The following is a 17763-nucleotide window of genomic DNA, read 5'->3' on the forward strand; positions in this document are numbered from 1 at the left end:
AACATACGCGCTCGCCAAAGGATAGATTAGTCTCACATGGTTTTGCATTAAGCTATTCATTCTTAAGCATTTCAATGTGCGGGATGCCATCTTCATCATAGCCTTCACCGACGCACACAAAGCCAAAGCTCTGGTAAAAGGGCACCAGATATTGTTGTGCCGAGATGCGCATATCAGCCCGGCCAAATTGGGTATGGCTGCGCGTGAGCGCTTCACCGACCAACTCTTTGCCCAGTTGCTGGCGACGCAAGGCCGGCGCGGTGACAACGCGGCCCATGGCAGGTTCGGCATATTTGTCGCCCGGCGCCAGGACCCGCGCATAAGCAGCCAGTTGATCATCTTGCCAGCCCAGCAAATGCCAGGCGGTCAGGTCCAGCGCATCGATATCCGGGTAGAGGCAGGTTTGCTCCAACACAAACACCTGCTGGCGCAGGCCAAACAACGCGTGGGCGTCAGTAGCGGTAAGTTCGTTGAGGGGGGCCCATTGCCATTGCATAGAGGAGCTCCGTGGTGTGGCCTGGTCACAGGTGATTGCTAACCAGGGGCGGTTAAAAAATCAAAGTATACCGTGCTACAACAAAAAAGCCCGCCAAAAGGCGGGCTTGTATCTGTTGCACAGGGTGCAACATTATTCGTCTAAGAAGCTACGCAGTTGCTCTGAGCGGCTGGGATGGCGCAGCTTGCGCAGCGCCTTGGCTTCAATTTGACGGATCCGCTCGCGGGTCACGTCGAACTGTTTGCCCACTTCTTCCAGCGTGTGGTCGGTGTTCATATCGATACCAAAACGCATCCGCAAGACTTTGGCTTCACGCGCAGTCAAACCGGCTAGCACTTCCTGGGTGGCATTTTTCAGGCTTCCGCCGGTAGCCGAGTCCAGGGGCTGGATAATAGTGCTGTCTTCGATAAAGTCGCCCAGATGCGAATCTTCATCATCACCAATGGGCGTTTCCATTGAGATAGGCTCTTTGGCGATCTTCAGCACCTTGCGGATCTTGTCTTCAGGCATCGACATGCGCTCAGACAATTCTTCCGGGCTTGGCTCGCGGCCCATTTCCTGCAGCATCTGCCGCGAGATCCGGTTGAGCTTGTTGATGGTTTCAATCATGTGCACCGGGATCCGAATGGTCCGCGCCTGGTCCGCAATTGAACGGGTAATCGCCTGACGGATCCACCAGGTAGCATAAGTTGAAAACTTATAGCCCCGACGGTATTCAAATTTATCTACCGCTTTCATCAGGCCGATATTCCCTTCCTGGATCAGGTCAAGAAATTGCAGACCGCGATTGGTGTACTTTTTGGCAATCGAGATAACCAGACGCAGGTTGGCTTCGACCATCTCTTTTTTGGCCCGACGTGCCTTGGCTTCACCAATAGACATACGGCGGTTGATATCTTTGATGTCAGCGATGATCAGGCCGGTTTCCTGCTCAACCTGCAGCATCTTCGACACACTGCGCTCGATGTCTTCTTTATGCTGGGCCAGCGCGTCGCTGTACCCGTGGCCGGCTTTGATCGCTTCATGCAGCCACTGGGTTGAGGTTTCGTTGCCAGCAAAGGCCTTGATAAAGTCTTTTTTCGGCATCTTGGCATTGATGACTGCGTACTTCATCACCAGGCGTTCCTGGATGCGTACCTTGTCCATCATGCCACGCATGTTTTTCACCATGCGATCAAATTGCTTGGGCACCAGGCGGAATTCTTTGAAGATTTCGCTCAGTGCAGCAATTTCTTTGCGTGCTTTTTCGTGCGCCCGGCCTTGAGTTTCAATCACATCACGGGTTTTGATGTACTGCTCGCGCAGCTCAGCAAATTTTTCCCGGGCCTGCTCAGGATCAACGCCGCTTTCATCATCATCCGAATCATCATCGTCGTCATCTTCATCGTCGTCTTCGTCTTCCAATTCTTCTTCCGACAATTCTGAACCGATGTGCGTCGCGGTGGGAGCCAGGTCACGCTCATCATCTGGATCCACAAACCCAGAGATAATATCGCTAAGGCGAATTTCTTCGGCTTCGTACAGATCCCACTGCTCTAACAAATAGGTGATCGCTTCGGGGTATTCGGCAACCGAACACTGAACCTGATTGATGCCGTCTTCGATACGCTTGGCGATTTCGATCTCACCTTCACGGGTCAGCAGTTCAACAGTCCCCATTTCACGCATATACATGCGCACAGGATCGGTGGTGCGGCCAATTTCACTTTCTACGGTCGCCAGCGCCTGCGCGGCGGCTTCTGCCGCATCTTCGTCAGCCGTGGTTTCCTGCATGAGCAGTTCATCAGAATCAGGTGCCGATTCGGAAACCTGGATGCCCATGTCATTAATCATGCGGATGATATCTTCGATTTGATCAGAATCGACTATGTCTTGCGGCAGGTGGTCGTTTACTTCTGCAAAAGTTAAGTAACCTTGCTCTTTACCTTTGGCAATCAGGAGTTTAATCTGAGATTGCTTGCTTTGCGCCATAGAACCTACACTTCTCACATTTAAAATTAAGCAATAAAGCACGCCAGAGGGCAGGGGGAGACCTGCATATAGCCTGCTTGCTGTTGTCTTGTTACCGCACCAGTCAAGGGCTGAAACCCTGTTTTAGCGATTGATATGTGCTCCGCAGCTTTCTACGTAAGCTTGCAGCGAATTGACCAGTATAACAGAAAAACAGCCCGACTTACCAGATTAGGGGCATGTTTTTTAACCAAAAACAGTTCCTGACTCAATGCATCGATTGACGTTCTTTCATCAACATATTGAGCTCGGCCTTTTCTTCTCGGCTCAGTGCCTGCACCCGCGACCGTGACAGTAAGGTTTCAATCCGACTGTCAAAATGCCAGTCGAGTAAGCGGGCAAAACTGTCGGTATACACCCGCTCTTCATCCTGTTCGCTGACCAGATGTTCCTGTTGCAGTAACTTGGCAATGCTCAGAGAATGGGGATGATCGCGGAAGTTTTCAATAAGCTGGGCAGTGCTGGCCTGTGGCTGGGCACTGGCGTATTGATAAATATCCTGCAGCAACTGCATGCCGGCAATGCCGCTGTTGGCCAACACCGCAGGCACCACATCCGGGCAGCGCTGGGCCAGCGACGGGCTGTCGATGAGCAACCGCACCAGTGTGCGGACCGGAGAAAGCCGGGTTTTCTGGCGGTTAAACCGCTGCTCGGTGCCACCGGGGCGCTCGGCGCGCTGGTTAGCCTGTTGAATATCATGTTGCAGGCGAAAGCGATCATATTCACCGGTATGCTTGGCCAGCTCTTCCTGAAGCATAATCTTTTGCTGTTCGCCGGCCACCCCGTCAATCAATGGCTGCGCAGCGGCTTTGATTGCCTGTTTGCCTTCCGGGGTACCCACTTCATGCTGTTTAAGCAAGGCATCAAAAAAGAACCGCGATAAGGGCAACGCCTGCTCCTGGCACATTGTCAGAAAAGCCTCGCGGCCAACCTGGCGCACCATGGTGTCGGGATCTTCGCCGTCCGGCAGAAACAAAAAGGTCAATTTGACGCCATCTTTTAATACCGGCAGGGCATTTTCCAGTGCACGCCAGGCGGCCTGACGGCCGGCGGCATCACCGTCATAACAGCAAATAATATGGCCACACGAGCGCATTAGCAGGCTCAGATGATCCGGGGTGGTGGCGGTGCCTAACGCGGCGGTGGCATGGCGGATATCAAACTGGCTGAGTGCTACCACATCCATATAGCCTTCCACCACCATCACACTGTCGAGCTGACGATGATGCTGACGCGCTTCATAAAAGCCGAACAGCTCCTGGCCTTTGTGAAAGATGCGGGTTTCTGGCGAGTTTAAATATTTCGGGCCACTGTCATTATCTAGCACCCGACCACCAAAGCCCACCACACGGCCGCGTCGATCGCGGATCGGAAACATGATCCGATGGCGGAAAAAATCATATTGTTTGCCACTGTCATTCTGGCTGATAAGCTTAAGATCCAGCAGCTGTTTGCGTCGTTCGGCACTGGTGCCAAAGGTGCGCAAGACACCATCCCATTGATTGGGCGCATAGCCAATTTGCCATTGCTTGACCACCTCGCCGGACAGCCCGCGACCTTTTAAGTACTCGATGGCCTGGGTGCTATTGGTATGGCTGCGCAACTGGTGGGCAAAATACCGTGCTACCTGTTCCATTAGCTGGTAGTCATCCTGTTGCTGTTGCTTCACCGCCTGGCTCACTGGCGCCGGGCCGCCTTGTTCGCGGGGCACTTCTAGACCATGTAGTTTGGCCAGCTCTTCTATCGCCTCGACAAACTCCAGGCGATCAAAGTCCATCAAGAAGGAAATGGCATTGCCATGGGCACCACAGCCAAAACAGTGAAAAAATTGTTTTTCCTGACTGACGGTGAAAGAGGGGGTTTTTTCGTTATGGAACGGGCAACACGCCGAATAGTTTTTGCCGGCTTTTTTGAGTTTTACCCGGCTATCGACAATGTCGACCACATCGGTGCGGGCTAGCAAATCATCTATAAACTCGCGGGGGATCTTTCCGGCCATGAAACTGCGCTAATGCAAAAAAGAATTACTGTATCAGGTTGGTAAGTCAGCGCAAGCCAAGGCGGCTTGCGCTGGAGCAATCAAGCAGGCAGCGCCCTAGGCGTTAAGGCGTTGTTTGATCTTATCACTCAGTGCGCCCATGTCGGTGCGGCCCTGGACTTTAGGCTTCAACTGGCCCATCACCTTACCCATGTCCTGCATGCCGCTGGCACTGGTATCGGCCATGGCCTGGTCAATCAATGCATCCAGCTCGGCATCGCTAAGCGGTTGCGGCAGAAATGTTTCGATCACTTCAATCTCTGCCCGCTCGGTGGCTGCCAGTTCCGGGCGCTCGGCCTGGTCGTACTGCTGGGCGGCATCCTGACGCTGTTTTACCATTTTGGTTAAAATCGCCAGAATGTCGGCATCGGTCAGGGTGATCTGATCATCGATCTCGCGCTGCCGGATCGCCGCCAGGGCCATCCGGATGGTACCCAGACGCACCTTATCTTTTGCGCGCATGGCTTCTTTTTGCGCGCTTTTTAATTCTTCAATCAACGCCATGGTAGCTGTCCTGCAAAAAATACTGCCGTAGAAACAACAAAGGTGCCGTAGAAGGCACCTTTGAGCATAAACACTATCTTAGTAGAGTTTTACGCGACGTGCGTTTTCGCGAGCCAGCTTCTTCAGATGACGTTTCTTAGCAGCAGCTTTCTTGCGTTTACGTTCCCAGGTCGGCTTTTCGAAGAATTCACGACGACGAACTTCAGACAGAACGCCTGCTTTTTCACAAGAACGCTTGAAACGACGAAGCGCAACATCAAACGGCTCGTTTTCTCTAACTTTAACGATAGGCATTAAGTACTCACCTCAAAATTATCACGGTTGAACCGGGCAAATTCATCAAACGGAAATGGCACCCGGGTTAAAAATGGTGCGAAATTCTAATCATTCACGGATCAAAAGTAAAGACAGAATTGTTAAAAAATAAACAATTTGTGCCAAAAGCGCCAGGCCATGATTCACTGTTAGGCCAATAACCGGTAAACTCTGCGCCTCTTTTTTGGCAGGCGGGATTTAACAATGCGCATTTTGGGAATCGAAACATCCTGTGATGAAACCGGCGTGGCCGTGTATGACGACCAGCAGGGCTTATTATCTCATGAATTGTACAGCCAGGTAAAATTGCATGCCGATTATGGCGGTGTGGTACCGGAGCTGGCCTCGCGCGATCATGTGCGCAAGATCCTGCCACTGATCGATAAAGCGTTAGCCGATGCCAACACCACGCCCAAGGATCTGGATGGCATCGCCTTTACCCAGGGGCCGGGCCTGGTGGGTGCGCTGCTGGTTGGCTCGTCAGTCGGTCGCGCGCTGGCGTTTGCCTGGGGGATCCCGGCGGTGGGGGTTCACCATATGGAAGGCCACCTGCTGGCACCCATGTTAGAAGATAACACCCCGGAATTCCCGTTTGTGGCATTGCTGGTTTCCGGCGGCCATTCAATGCTGGTAAAGGTAGAAGGCATTGGCCGTTACGAAGTGCTGGGTGAATCCATTGACGATGCCGCCGGTGAAGCCTTTGATAAAACTGCCAAGCTGCTAGGCCTGGATTATCCGGGCGGGCCCTTGCTGGCCAAGCTGGCCGAGCAGGGCGAAACCGGCCATTATCAGTTCCCGCGGCCGATGACCGATCGCCCGGGGCTGGATTTTAGCTTCAGTGGTTTAAAAACCTTTGCCGCCAACACCATTCGCAGCGAACAAGATGATCCGCAAACCAAAGCCAATATTGCCCGCGCGTTTGAAGAAGCAGTGGTGGATACCTTGATGATCAAATGCCGCCGCGCGCTCAAACAAACCGGCCTGAAGCGGCTGGTGATCGCCGGCGGGGTCAGTGCCAATAAGCGCCTGCGCGCGTCCATGGCCAGCATGATGCAAAAGCAAAAAGGCGAGGTGTTTTATCCCAGCCTGGCGCTGTGTACCGATAATGGCGCCATGATTGCCTATGCTGGGATGCAGCGGCTTAAAGCCGGCCAGACTGTGGGGCTGGATGCTTCGGCCCAGCCTCGCTGGCCGTTGGACAGCCTTGCGCCGGTTTAGATTGGGGATTGCCCGCAACTAGTGCGGGCGTTTCAGCTTGCCCTGTTTATCCCATACCTTGGGTTCGGTGCCACGAACCAGGCGCACAATATTGGGCTTATGACGGGCGATGATCAGCAGCGACAACATGGCCACCGGCAGGGTATAGACAGGTTTTAAAAACCAGGTGTACAGCGGGGCCAGCGCCACTGCCACCATGGCCGCCAGCGATGAATAGCCCCAGATGAACAAGGCCACTCCCCAGGTTAGGATCAGCAAACCGCCCAACGGCAGACCAATGGGGAGCATGGCCCCGAAGGCGGTGGCCACCGCTTTGCCGCCACGAAAGCCAAAATACAGCGGAAAGATATGGCCCAGACAAGCCGCGATGCCAATTACTCCCAGCGCTACCGGCTCAATGCCCATCCAGTAACTGACATAGACCGGTAAGGTGCCTTTTAAAATATCCATCGCAAGTACCAGTACCGCCGGGATCCGGCCGCCTAAGCGATACACATTGGTCGCACCAGGATTTTGCGAGCCGGCCTGACGCGGATCCGGCAACTGGTATACCCGGCATATCACCACCGCACTGGATAGTGAGCCGCACAGGTACGCCACACAGACCATCAAAATTATCATTGCAATCATGTTATACCGGATCGGTTCGGGTTACACTGCCCACACACTACACAAATCCGGCGAACAGCGCCAGCTGCTTGATCTGCAAAGATAACTGGCAGGGCCAGTGGCGCCGGTTAACAGGCATATACATTATGGATGTAATTCGGATTCAGGGGCTGCAGGTGGCTGCGTTGATTGGCGTATATGACTGGGAGCGCACCCAGACTACTACCCTATTGATGGATATCGAGGTGACCGCGGATCTAAGCCGCGCCCGGCACAGTGACCAGGTCTGCGACACCATCGACTACGCGGCACTGGCCAGTTTTATTCAGCAGCAGGCTGCGACCACCAGTTTTGAATTGCTCGAAGCACTGGGCCACTGTTTATGCCAGGCGGTGCTGCAGTCATACCCGGTGGCCAGCGTGCAGCTGGCCATTACCAAACCAGCCATTTTGCCGGATGCCAGGGCGGTCACTGTGATCATCCGCTCAACCCGGGAAAGCCATGAATAAATGTTTAATCAGTATTGGCTCGAACATTGACCGAACCCACCATATCCGCGCGGCCGTGCGCGCCTTGGGCCAGCAGTTTGCACACCTGTGCTGCTCGCCGGTGTATGAAACTGAGGCGGTGGGTTTTGACGGTGAGGCCTTTTATAATTTGGTGGTGTGTGGCTACACCGAGGCCACGGTGGCGCAGGTTAATGACACATTGAAACACATCGAACAGCAAAATGGTCGGCGCCCCAGTAACGAAAAATTTTGCCCGCGCACCCTGGATTTAGACCTTTTGACGTTCAATGACGTAGTGAGCACGCAACCTGTGGTGTTGCCGCGGGAAGAAATCTTGCATAACGCCTTTGTTTTACAGCCGCTTGCCGATCTGGTGCCCGATGATGTGCACCCGGTAACCGGGTTAACCTATCAGCAATTGTGGCACGCTTTTGATGCCAGCAAACAGCGCCTGTGGCCTGTAGCGTTTAACTGGAGTGAAGTATAAGCATGACGCTTTTTGAAATTATTGTGCTGGCGATTATCCAGGGGATCACCGAATTTTTGCCCATTAGCAGTTCGGCACATCTGATTTTACCCGCCGCGTTATTAGGCTGGACCGAGCAGGGCCTGGCGTTTGATGTGGCGGTTCACGTAGGCAGCTTGTTAGCTGTAATCATCTATTTTCGCCACGATGTGTGGCACATGGCCGGCGACTGGCTGCGTACCGGCTTTAGCCGCGCGCCTAGCCCGCAGGGCAAATTGGCTTGGTGTGTCATCATCGGCACCTTGCCGGCGGTGCTGATTGGCTTTTTACTCAAAGACGCCATCGAAGTGTATGCCCGCAACGCATTGATTATTGCCTGTACCACTATCGTGTTTGGCTTATTGTTATGGTATGCCGATAAAGCTGCTCGCCACACCAAGGAGCTTACGGTGATGCGCTGGCCGGCGGCCTTAATGATAGGGCTAGCTCAGGCGATTGCGCTTATTCCTGGCACCTCGCGCTCGGGTATCACCATGACTGCCGCCTTATTGCTGGGCTTTAACCGTGAAAGTGCGGCGCGCTTTTCGTTTTTGCTGTCCATTCCGGTGATTTTAGGCGCTGGCACCCTGGCCACCTATGAACTGGTTGAAACCAAAACCGCCGTCGACTGGAGCGCCTTGTTATACGGTGCAGGCTTTTCGTTTGTCAGCGCCTATTTGTGTATTTATTTGTTTTTGAGCTGGATCTCACGCATCGGCATGCTACCGTTTGTGCTGTACCGGCTGGCGCTGGGCGCAGTACTGCTGTGGTTTGTGTTTGCCTGATATCCCGTTTACCCACACAAGGAATTTGCTATGGCTGAAACCATTTTTACCAAAATCATCAACCGCGAAATTGATGCAGACATTGTTTATGAAGATGACCTGGTGCTGGCGTTTAATGACATTAACCCGCAGGCGCCGGTGCATTTTTTGGTGATCCCCAAACAGCCCATCGCCACCATCAATGATATCAGCGAAGCTGACCGGGAAGTGGTGGGGCACCTGTCACTGGTGGCCGCCAAAGTGGCCAAAGAAATGGGCATCGACCAGGAAGGCTATCGCACGGTCATGAACTGTAACGAATTTGGCGGGCAAAGTGTGTATCACATCCATCTGCATGTCCTCGGAGGCAAGCTGCTAGGCTGGCCGCCGTACACCGACAAGCCAAAAAATCTTGAATAAACCTGATTAAAAAAGGGAAGCCGCGGCTTCCCTTTTTTATTGGCAATCCCGTGAGCTTATAGGCCCAATACGTCTTTGCCTTGTTCAAAATGGATGTCTACCGGGATCTCGGCTCTTTCCAACCGGGCCAGATCATTGGCCAGTTGCGGCTTGATCACACCCATCTTTTCCACCAGCTGGCTAACTCCTTGATAGTCGCCGTCGCCCTGGTAGGTCAGGATCATCTGCGACAGGGCTTTGATGGCATCGCCCATCTTTTCCATATTAACCCGATACAGACCGGCGTCAGTTTTTTCAAAAGCGCCTTCCTGAGCAAAAAAGTTAAACCGGATCATATTGGCTTTGCCGTGGGCACTGGAGGCGCCAAAGCGTACCGAGCGAAAGATACCTGCCATAAAGGTGACATAATAATCTTCCAGTGTACCTTCGCTGATTTCACCCTGTTCCAGCAAGCTTTGCACCATGTAAAGGCCCAGAATGTCGGCTTTGCCTTCTTCCAGCGCAGAAGCATGCTCTTTGAGCGCAGCGCGTACTGTGCCGCTACCATCCAGGGTGTTTTTAATGCCCAGGCCGTGGGCCACTTCATGGAACATGGTATTAGCAAAAAACGCATCAAAGGTAATATGCTGGCGCTGCTCTGGCACAATCAGCTGCTCGGCGATAGGCAGCAGGATCTGGTCAAACTTGGCACGCATGGCATTTTTTAGCTGCAGGCGGCGGGTGCCTTTTTCCAGCTGAACCCGCTCATCGTTGGGCAGGTTGATGGCAATGGTTTTACTGCCGGCATTAGAATGCCCGGCGTAATACACCACATCATAGGCGCCCAGGTCGGCATCCGAGCCTGGCATCTCGGCTTTATATTCTGCCGGTACCGGCAGGCCGCGTTGCAGCGCAGGTAAAAACTCGGCGTATTTGGCCAGCTTATCGCTCCACTGTTTGTCTTTTAACAACACATAAGCTTCAAACGCCGCACGATAGCCAAACAGCTGATCTTCATAGGTTTCGATCGGCCCGATGACCAGTTCCACCGCATTGTTTTTCATGTCCATCCAGGCCATGTCGGAGGCCAGGTAGTCATTGCTAACCAGCGCTTCGGCGCGCAGCATCAGATAGTCTTTAAACCCAGGATCAGCGGCCAGGCTGGCCGCCTGTTTAAGTAAATCAGCGGCTTCATTGAGCTGCGCCTTATAGGCTTCATTGTACGGTACTGTGTACAGCTGGCCTTGTTCATTGCGCTTAACCAGAGAGTACAGGCCTTTTTTATCATCAAACTCGGCTTGTTCAAACTCTTCTTTAGTCATGTCGACCGGGTAAAATTGCGCGCCGGGCGGTTTGCTGTCATAGCCGCCTAAAAAAGCCGCGTCGCCATTTAAGCGATCCCAGGGGCCGTAATTAATGCGGGCAAAATGGGCCACCGCTTCATCATCTAATGGCTCCAGCAGCGCATTGGGCTGCGGCCCAAAGGCCTGCTGCCAGAACAATTTGTCCATGATATCAGCAGCATCAATCAGCAAACCGACCATCTTTTGCTGATCGTCGCTTAACTGGCTCAGGTCACTGGTCAGTTTGACCGGCTGGTAGATCGACAACCGGCTACGTTCCACCAACAGCTCCGGGCTGGCTGTCTGGCTGCTGGCCTGACTGTCGGTGGCTGTCTGTTCGTTGGTCGAGGTGGATGGCGCGTCACTGCAGCCAGTGAATAATAGGGTTGCAGAAGCTACCGCTACTGCTAGAGAGGTTAAACCAAACTTTCGCATAATTGCTTTCTTATCTGTTATCGGTGAATCTGTCTGACAGGCGTAACCCAGCCTGCCGCCATGGCGCTAGCATAGCCCGACAGGCAGGCAAACGCTATAGCATCTGATACCCGAGCGTGCACAATGACACGTGTCAGCTGCACGCCGGGCTGGTATAGTGAAAGCTAACTTGCACCAGGCCAGCGCGCCGGCATCAACACACTTTGATTTTTATTATTACAGGGACACCGCCGCACGGCGCGAGAAGGTTTTTATGTCAACGGAAAATGCACTGTTATCCATCCTTAAAGAAAAAGTCGATAATGACACCCTGGTCCTACCCACACTGCCAGCAGTGGCCTTGCAGGTGCGCCGCGCGGCTGACAACCCGGACATCAATCTGGCCGGCATGGCAGAAGTCATCAGTAAAGATCCGTCACTGACCGCACGTATCATCAAAGTTGCCAACAGTGCGTATCTGGGCCGTACAGTAAAAGTGACCTCAGTCAATCAGGCAGTCACACGCATTGGGCTGGATCAGATTAAAAATATCGCCACAGCGCTGGCCATGGAACAATTGTTTGTGTCACAAAACAGCCTGATTGCCGATTATGTCAAGGCTGCCTGGGCCAATACGGTGGAGGTGGTGGCCAATGCCATGGCGGCGCTGCAAACCTATGCCCACGAAAATACCCGCCAGGAAATCAGCATCGAAACCATGTCGCTGGTGGCGCTGGTGCACAACATTGGCGTGCTGCCTATCTTTACTGAGGCCGAGCGTAACGCCCAGGTGTTTGCCAGCGCCACGGTGATTGATGAAGCCGTAGACAAAGTGGCCGGTCCTATTGGGGCCAGTATCATGCGTGAATGGGGCTTTGGTCCGGCGTTTGTCAATGCTGCTGCGCACTGGCGCAATCTGAGTAAAGTACCCAAGGCCTTAGGCTATCTGGATTTTGTCCGGGTCGGGGCTGCGCTGGCCGGACGCATGGAGCCGCATACCGATACGGTATTGGAACGTGCTGTCCAGCGCGGTGCGTTAAGTTCGGTGGACGTAGTGACCAGTGAGGCGTTCCTCGAGCGTCGCGATAGCGCCCGCGAGATATTTGCATAAAAGGCCGGCGCGATAGCGCACGCGAGATTTTCGCTTAAGCCGGTCGGCGCAAATGCTCAGCGCCGACCATTAGCAATCCCAGCATCAACCCCCACACCGGCGCGCCCAAGGCAAACAAACTCATACCCGAGGCGCTGCACACCAGGGTCAGCAACGCAGGTCCGCGATAGCGTTCCTGACGCATGCTGTTAAGCAGCGCGCTTTGCAAGGTCCCTAATAAAGCCAGCCCGGCCAGTAGCTGCACGACCACTGCCGGCATCAGCAAAAACACACTGACCACCAGCCCGGCAAAAATACCCAGAATAATGTAGGCCACCCCGGCAACCACCGAGGCCAGATAGCGCTGTTTGCGGTCGCTGCCGGCATCCTCGCCCATGCACAGGGCGGCGGTGATGGCCGCATAGTTAAAGGCAAAACCGCCCAACGGCCCCAGCCCGGCCTGCAAACCGCCTAAGCCAGTCAGCACCACCTTGTGATTGGGCGCAAACTGATAGGCTTGTAAGATGGCCATGCCAGGCACATTTTGCGACAACATGGTGATCACAAACAGCGGTACCGCCAGGCCGATGGCGGCGCTTAATGAAAAGGTCGGGGTGACCCACACTGGGGTGGCCAGTGCTTGGTCAACACTGATGGCCAGTGCCGGGTTCAGCCACCAGGAACAGGCCGCTGCCAGCAGCAATAACACCAACATCATATAGCGCGGGAAAAACCGCCAGCCCAGAATATAGGTAACTAAAAACACCGCACAGGTCAGTGGAAACGCACTGGCATTGGAAAAAATGGCCAGGCAGATGGGCAGCACGATGCCGGCTAGTAGCGCGGCGGCTATGCTATCGGGAATGCGGGTAATCAGCCCGGTCAGCCGGCGGCTTTGGGCACATACAATCGACAGCCCGCCGGCCAGTACAAAGGCACCGATCACATCGGTCAAGGCATAATCGCCGGCAGCGCCCAACAAAAACGCTGCTCCTGGAGTGGACCAGGCGGTAACCACCGGTAAACGATAAAACAGGGAAAAGCCGATACAGCTCACCCCCATGCCGATGCCCAGGGCAAATAACCAGCTCACTACCATGGGCGGGCTGGCGCCGGCTGCTTTGGCCGCTTCTATCACCAGTACTACCGCACTGCTGTAACCCACCACCACCGCGGTCAAGCCGGCTGATACATGCGAAAGACGAAGCGGGCCGAACATAATAATCTCCTTTGACCGGGGCAGGGGGCATGCTAGGTTGTGCGTTAAAGCGCACGTGCTGGCCAGCCTATCACTGTGCGCTATAGCGTACAACCGGTTTTAAGGAGTGCCTATGGCGTCTGTTCAACAACTTAATCAGCATGTGGCCTACCAGCTACGCAAACGGCGCCAGGCCTTGGGCTGGTCGCTAAGCCGGACTGCCGAGGCTACCGGAGTGTCTAAGGCCATGTTGGGCCAGATTGAACGTCAGGAGTCCAGCCCTACCATTGCCACACTGTGGAAACTGGCCACCGGGCTGGCCTGCTCGTTTTCATCCTTGTTGCAGCCGGCCCGCCAGGCTGAGGCTACCGAGACACTGGCCCCATTGATGGCACAGGATCCCCATATGCAGGTCACCACCTTGTTTGCCTTTAATCCGGCCACCGGTATGGAAGCTTTTGAAATTGTGCTGAGTAACCAGCACACCCAGCAATCAGCAGCGCATGCGCAGGGGGTGTTGGAGCATATTCATGTGCTGTCCGGCGAATTGGGGGTATATGAACAAGGTCAGTGGCGGCAGTTGGCCGCTGGGGAACAAACAGTGCTGGCAGCGGATGCTGAACATGGTTACCGGGATAACACCGGCCACACCCGCTTTATTGATATCATTTGCTACCCCTGACCGGTCAGCCAGGGGCGGCGCCGCCGACTTACTACGAGTCGGCCAGTTCCAGGGTGGAACGGATATAGTCTAAAAACTCACACAACTCTGCCGACATCAGGGCAAACTCGGCATCCAACCGGGCCTGGGCCTGATCTTTGGGAATATCGTCAGTTTCTTCTTTTAATCGATCGGTGAATTTAACCCGCTTGAACGAGCCGTCTTCGGCAATCACCGCGGTCAGACTTTCCCGCCAGGCAAAGCCCAGCTTTTGCACCAGCTTGCCCGAGTCCAGGTGCAGCTGAATTTCTTCTGAATCCAGCGGCTGGTTTTTACACCGGATCACACTTTCCAAATCATCGGTGGATTTGAGCTCGGCTTCTTCGAGCAGCTCAATATCATCCGGTGCACCCTGAGTCAGCCAGTGAGTCAGCTCAGGTTGCAGGCTGCGGCGTGACAATGGCACCACTGGCAGTGACGAAATGGCTTTGCGCACCATGGCTAAAAAGCCTTCAGCTTTGCCATCAGAAGAGCTGTCGATGACCACCAGGTTGTCAGGTAGTGAGATAAAGCCATGGGTAAAGGTGTTTTTAACAAACGCGCGCGGCATCAGGTTAGTAATAATTTCCTGCTTTAAGTCGGCCTGGGCTTTTTTACCCACCGGCGAGCCGGTTTCGGCTTCGATTTTTTCGACCTTTTCAGCCAGCTCGGCGTTAACTACCGTGGCCGGCAAAATGCGCTCTTGTTTTTTGATGGTGATCCAGTAACGTTCCTGCACCTTGTGAAACAGCATTGTGTGCTGGCCGGCTGCTGCCAGCGGGGCAACAAATCCGCTGGTGGCCAGATCCTGGCTGCCACAGGGGCGAAAGGTAAATTCCTGCAGTGCGGCTTGCAAGTCATCATCGTCAAGGGATAAGGGTTGGGTGATCTGATACGCTTTTAAATTTTTAAACCACATGAGCAAAGGCTGTTGTTATCAATTTGGGGCGGCAAGCGTATCAACCCGGGGCATCTGGCGCAATCGCCAATCAGCCTAATGTGTGCCAGGCTGGCACGGGAATGTAATGTGATAGCGCAAGCCCTGGCCAGGCGCGCTGTGCGGCTCGATGCGGCCGTTGAGCGCCTGGGTGACCAGGTTATACACAATGTGAGTGCCCAGCCCGCTACCGCCTTCCCCGCGACGGGTGGTGTAAAAGGCATCAAACAATGACGTTAGCTGTTCTTCGGATAAGCCGCGGCCATCATCTTTAAATTCCATTACAATCTGTTCATCCTGCTGGCGTACGGTCAAAGAGATATGCCCGGCCTGGTCAGGCTCAAACGCGTGGACCAGTGCATTCATTACCAGGTTGGTCACAATCTGGGCAATGACTCCAGGAGCACAACGCACTAGTAGGCCGGCCGGGCATTCGATGGTGACCTGGTGGGCGGTGGGCTTGATGCTCGGCTGCAGTGATTGCAGTACTTCCTGCAGATAGTCTTTGAGCTCAAACTCGCGTACCGCTTCGCTGGTCTGGTCTACCGAAATTTGTTTAAACGAGGCAATCAGGTCGGAGGCGCGCTGTAAATTGGTCATCAGCAGGGTTGAGGTTTGGCGCGCTTCATCAATAAAGCTTTGCATCTGGCTGTTGGTCAGAGATTTATCTTCAAAGCCCTGTTGCAGGCTATCCAGGCGGTCTTCCAAAAAGCTGGCGGCGGTGACACTCACGCCGATGGGGGTATTTACATCATGGGTGATGCCGGCCACCAGACCGCCCAGGGTTGCCATGCGCTCGGATTCTACCAGCTGGTCGCGGGCTTGTTGCAAGGTGGCCATGGAACTGGCCAACTCATCATTACGCTGGCGCAACTCATCCTCAGCATGACGGCGGTGTTCTATCTCCAGGCGCAGTTCACGCTGGTTGGCAATCAGCTCATCTTTTTGCTGCTCCAAATCCAGCATGATTTGCGACAGCGAGGCGGTTTTTTTGGCCACTTCCTGTTCTAACAACAAATTTTGTTCATCGATTTGCTGGTAGCTACGTTCCAACGCACGCTGGGTGCCACGCAGTTTGTTTTGCGAGGCAATCAGATCGTCAATCACCTGGTTATAGGAATACTGCAGCTGACGCAATTCGTTGTCATCTTCCACAAACACTGAGATTTTGGACTCTTTGGGATGATCCGGGTCAAATGCACCCATTTGCTCGGTGATATGGGCCAACGGCTCTGACAGCAAGCGTCGGAATGCGGTCATAAATAAAAAGACCAAAAAGGCGGTTTTGACGATGGCATTGCCAATCAAAAAAAACACTCCCACTTCAATTCGGCTGAAAATAATGTCAAAACTGGAATACAGAGTCACATCGCCGACATGGGAAGTACGCCCGGAAAATTCAAAGATCAGCGGAAAACTGTAGCCAAATACGCCGCCGGGATGGTCCTGCATCAGGCCTGTTTCCACTGGTTTGCGTGGCTGTTCAATGGTTTTGCCCAGGTTGGCAATAAATTCGCCGTTTTCATCGCGGATTTGCACGCCTTCCACACTGGGCAGTTCCATCAGGCCCCGGGCGATCGACATGGCCTGCGGGGTATTTAACTCCCAGATGGCACGGGTGAGGCTGGTGGAGAAGGTGTTCTTGAGAATTTTAAGTTCACTTTCAATATTTTGCTTAGTGCTTAAATATTCAGTGAAGATCTGGCCGAGGGTCACAATCAGGGTCAGCACAAAATACACCGACAACACGCGCGTCAGCAGCTTTTTTGATAAGCCGGTTTTCACGAGGCCCATGTGACGTACGTATCCTTAACAGCATTCCCTAATAGGCCAAGAATATGCACAAATCGATGTTTAAACAAGCGCTATTGCGCTAAGCTTCGTTTTAAGCGTGTTTGTCACATCCCTGACATCTTAATGTCACAGCTTTAATAAAACTGTCACAGATTCACCTAATAATGGCGGCGTTTAATTATGACCAGGAAACCTTTTATGTCCCGTACTGTGTTGTTGGTGGAAGACGAAGCGCCGATCCGCGAAATGCTCAAGTTTGTGCTGGAGCAATCCGGATTCACCACGGTCGAAGCCGAAGATTATGATGTGGCCCAGGAAAAAATCTGTGAACCCTATCCCGATCTCATCCTACTGGACTGGATGCTGCCTGGCGGCAGTGGGGTACAGCTGGCCAAATCGTTAAAACAACACGAATTTACCCGGGATATTCCGGTGATCATGCTGACCGCCCGGGGCGAAGAAGATGACAAGATCCGCGGGTTGGACGCCGGCGCCGATGATTACATCACCAAGCCGTTTTCACCCAAAGAGTTGGTTGCCCGCATCAAAGCGGTTATGCGCCGGGTGACCCCCACCGCCAAAGAAGAGCCGATTGAGTTTAATGGCCTAAAGCTGGAGCCCGTGTCGCATCGGGTTAGCGCCAATGATGAGCCGATCGACATGGGACCGACCGAATACAAATTACTGCATTTTTTGATGACCCACCCGGAGCGGGTGTATTCCCGCGAGCTGCTGCTGGACAATGTGTGGGGCACCAATGTATATGTGGAAGATCGCACGGTGGATGTGCATATCCGCCGCTTGCGCAAGGCCATCTCCGAACATGGTCACGATGCCATGATTCAAACTGTGCGCGGCGCCGGCTACCGCTTTTCAACAAAATAAGATGCATACGCGGGCCCGCCCCCTTACACTGGGCC

General features: G+C 53.8%; 18 protein-coding genes. 8 read left to right on the plus strand and 10 right to left on the minus strand.

Features of this window, described 5'->3' with window-relative positions; all coding sequences use genetic code 11:
• Nucleotides 1-52: 52 nt before the first annotated feature.
• The 5 genes from ACTUJZ_RS06115 to rpsU all read right to left on the minus strand — a co-directional run bounded on the left by ACTUJZ_RS06115 (nucleotide 53) and on the right by rpsU (nucleotide 5342).
• The gene (locus tag ACTUJZ_RS06115; protein WP_463635406.1) at nucleotides 53-496 is read right to left on the minus strand and encodes a GNAT family N-acetyltransferase; all 444 of its coding nucleotides are present in this window, start codon (nucleotides 494-496) and stop codon (nucleotides 53-55) included.
• Between the two features lie 132 nt (nucleotides 497-628).
• A complete protein-coding gene (rpoD, locus tag ACTUJZ_RS06120) occupies nucleotides 629-2467 on the minus strand; it encodes an RNA polymerase sigma factor RpoD (protein ID WP_463635407.1) in 1839 nt (612 codons plus the stop codon).
• A 247-nt stretch (nucleotides 2468-2714) separates the two neighbouring features.
• On the minus strand, nucleotides 2715-4505 hold the full coding sequence (gene dnaG, locus ACTUJZ_RS06125; RefSeq protein ID WP_463635408.1) for a DNA primase: 1791 nt from the start codon (nucleotides 4503-4505) through the stop codon (nucleotides 2715-2717).
• 96 nt (nucleotides 4506-4601) lie between these two features.
• On the minus strand, nucleotides 4602-5048 hold the full coding sequence (locus ACTUJZ_RS06130) for a GatB/YqeY domain-containing protein (protein ID WP_463635409.1): 447 nt from the start codon (nucleotides 5046-5048) through the stop codon (nucleotides 4602-4604).
• A 78-nt stretch (nucleotides 5049-5126) separates the two neighbouring features.
• The gene (gene rpsU / locus ACTUJZ_RS06135; protein ID WP_012517258.1) at nucleotides 5127-5342 is read right to left on the minus strand and encodes a 30S ribosomal protein S21; all 216 of its coding nucleotides are present in this window, start codon (nucleotides 5340-5342) and stop codon (nucleotides 5127-5129) included.
• A 225-nt stretch (nucleotides 5343-5567) separates the two neighbouring features.
• Between rpsU and tsaD the strand changes: the two genes are divergently transcribed.
• A complete protein-coding gene (tsaD, locus tag ACTUJZ_RS06140) occupies nucleotides 5568-6581 on the plus strand; it encodes a tRNA (adenosine(37)-N6)-threonylcarbamoyltransferase complex transferase subunit TsaD (protein ID WP_463635410.1) in 1014 nt (337 codons plus the stop codon).
• A gap of 18 nt (nucleotides 6582-6599) precedes the next feature.
• On the opposite strand, the gene plsY is transcribed toward tsaD, so the two are convergent.
• Nucleotides 6600-7211 carry a glycerol-3-phosphate 1-O-acyltransferase PlsY gene (gene plsY / locus ACTUJZ_RS06145; protein ID WP_463635411.1) on the minus strand — a complete coding sequence of 204 codons (612 nt, stop codon included), beginning with the start codon at nucleotides 7209-7211 and terminating at the stop codon, nucleotides 6600-6602.
• Nucleotides 7212-7336: 125 nt separating this feature from the next.
• Between plsY and folB the strand changes: the two genes are divergently transcribed.
• Genes folB through ACTUJZ_RS06165 form a run of 4 tightly spaced genes read left to right on the plus strand, consistent with a single transcriptional unit; the run spans nucleotide 7337 to nucleotide 9388 of the window.
• Nucleotides 7337-7699, plus strand: a complete 363-nt coding sequence (folB, locus tag ACTUJZ_RS06150; protein ID WP_463635412.1) for a dihydroneopterin aldolase — start codon at nucleotides 7337-7339, stop codon at nucleotides 7697-7699.
• Nucleotides 7692-8186: a 2-amino-4-hydroxy-6-hydroxymethyldihydropteridine diphosphokinase gene (folK, locus tag ACTUJZ_RS06155; RefSeq protein WP_463635413.1), complete on the plus strand. Its 495-nt coding sequence runs from the start codon at nucleotides 7692-7694 to the stop codon at nucleotides 8184-8186. The genes folB and folK overlap by 8 nt, the downstream gene beginning before the upstream one ends.
• Before the next feature lie 2 nt (nucleotides 8187-8188).
• Entirely contained in the window at nucleotides 8189-8989 is an 801-nt protein-coding gene (locus tag ACTUJZ_RS06160) for an undecaprenyl-diphosphate phosphatase (RefSeq protein WP_463635414.1), read from the plus strand.
• Between the two features lie 30 nt (nucleotides 8990-9019).
• Nucleotides 9020-9388 (plus strand): histidine triad nucleotide-binding protein, encoded by a 369-nt coding sequence (locus tag ACTUJZ_RS06165; protein ID WP_463635415.1) that lies wholly within the window; start codon nucleotides 9020-9022, stop codon nucleotides 9386-9388.
• A 56-nt stretch (nucleotides 9389-9444) separates the two neighbouring features.
• Here the strand turns inward: ACTUJZ_RS06165 and ACTUJZ_RS06170 are convergent, their stop codons facing one another.
• Nucleotides 9445-11145: a dipeptidyl-peptidase 3 family protein gene (locus ACTUJZ_RS06170; protein WP_463635416.1), complete on the minus strand. Its 1701-nt coding sequence runs from the start codon at nucleotides 11143-11145 to the stop codon at nucleotides 9445-9447.
• 253 nt (nucleotides 11146-11398) lie between these two features.
• Here ACTUJZ_RS06170 and ACTUJZ_RS06175 point away from each other — a divergent pair, with 253 nt between their 5' ends.
• Entirely contained in the window at nucleotides 11399-12235 is an 837-nt protein-coding gene (locus ACTUJZ_RS06175) for an HDOD domain-containing protein (protein ID WP_463635417.1), read from the plus strand.
• Nucleotides 12236-12269: 34 nt separating this feature from the next.
• Here ACTUJZ_RS06175 and ACTUJZ_RS06180 read toward each other — a convergent pair whose 3' ends face one another.
• A complete protein-coding gene (locus tag ACTUJZ_RS06180; protein WP_463635418.1) occupies nucleotides 12270-13433 on the minus strand; it encodes a benzoate/H(+) symporter BenE family transporter in 1164 nt (387 codons plus the stop codon).
• 112 nt (nucleotides 13434-13545) lie between these two features.
• Here ACTUJZ_RS06180 and ACTUJZ_RS06185 point away from each other — a divergent pair, with 112 nt between their 5' ends.
• Nucleotides 13546-14094 (plus strand): helix-turn-helix domain-containing protein, encoded by a 549-nt coding sequence (locus ACTUJZ_RS06185; RefSeq protein ID WP_463635419.1) that lies wholly within the window; start codon nucleotides 13546-13548, stop codon nucleotides 14092-14094.
• Between the two features lie 31 nt (nucleotides 14095-14125).
• On the opposite strand, the gene rdgC is transcribed toward ACTUJZ_RS06185, so the two are convergent.
• Nucleotides 14126-15031 carry a recombination-associated protein RdgC gene (rdgC, locus tag ACTUJZ_RS06190; RefSeq protein ID WP_463635420.1) on the minus strand — a complete coding sequence of 302 codons (906 nt, stop codon included), beginning with the start codon at nucleotides 15029-15031 and terminating at the stop codon, nucleotides 14126-14128.
• Between the two features lie 75 nt (nucleotides 15032-15106).
• Nucleotides 15107-16843 (minus strand): sensor histidine kinase, encoded by a 1737-nt coding sequence (locus tag ACTUJZ_RS06195; RefSeq protein ID WP_463635421.1) that lies wholly within the window; start codon nucleotides 16841-16843, stop codon nucleotides 15107-15109.
• Between the two features lie 198 nt (nucleotides 16844-17041).
• Between ACTUJZ_RS06195 and phoB the strand changes: the two genes are divergently transcribed.
• Nucleotides 17042-17728, plus strand: a complete 687-nt coding sequence (phoB, locus tag ACTUJZ_RS06200) for a phosphate regulon transcriptional regulator PhoB (RefSeq protein WP_463635422.1) — start codon at nucleotides 17042-17044, stop codon at nucleotides 17726-17728.
• Nucleotides 17729-17763: the final 35 nt, after the last annotated feature.

Source organism: Alteromonas sp. WD8-37 (genome assembly GCF_055326825.1).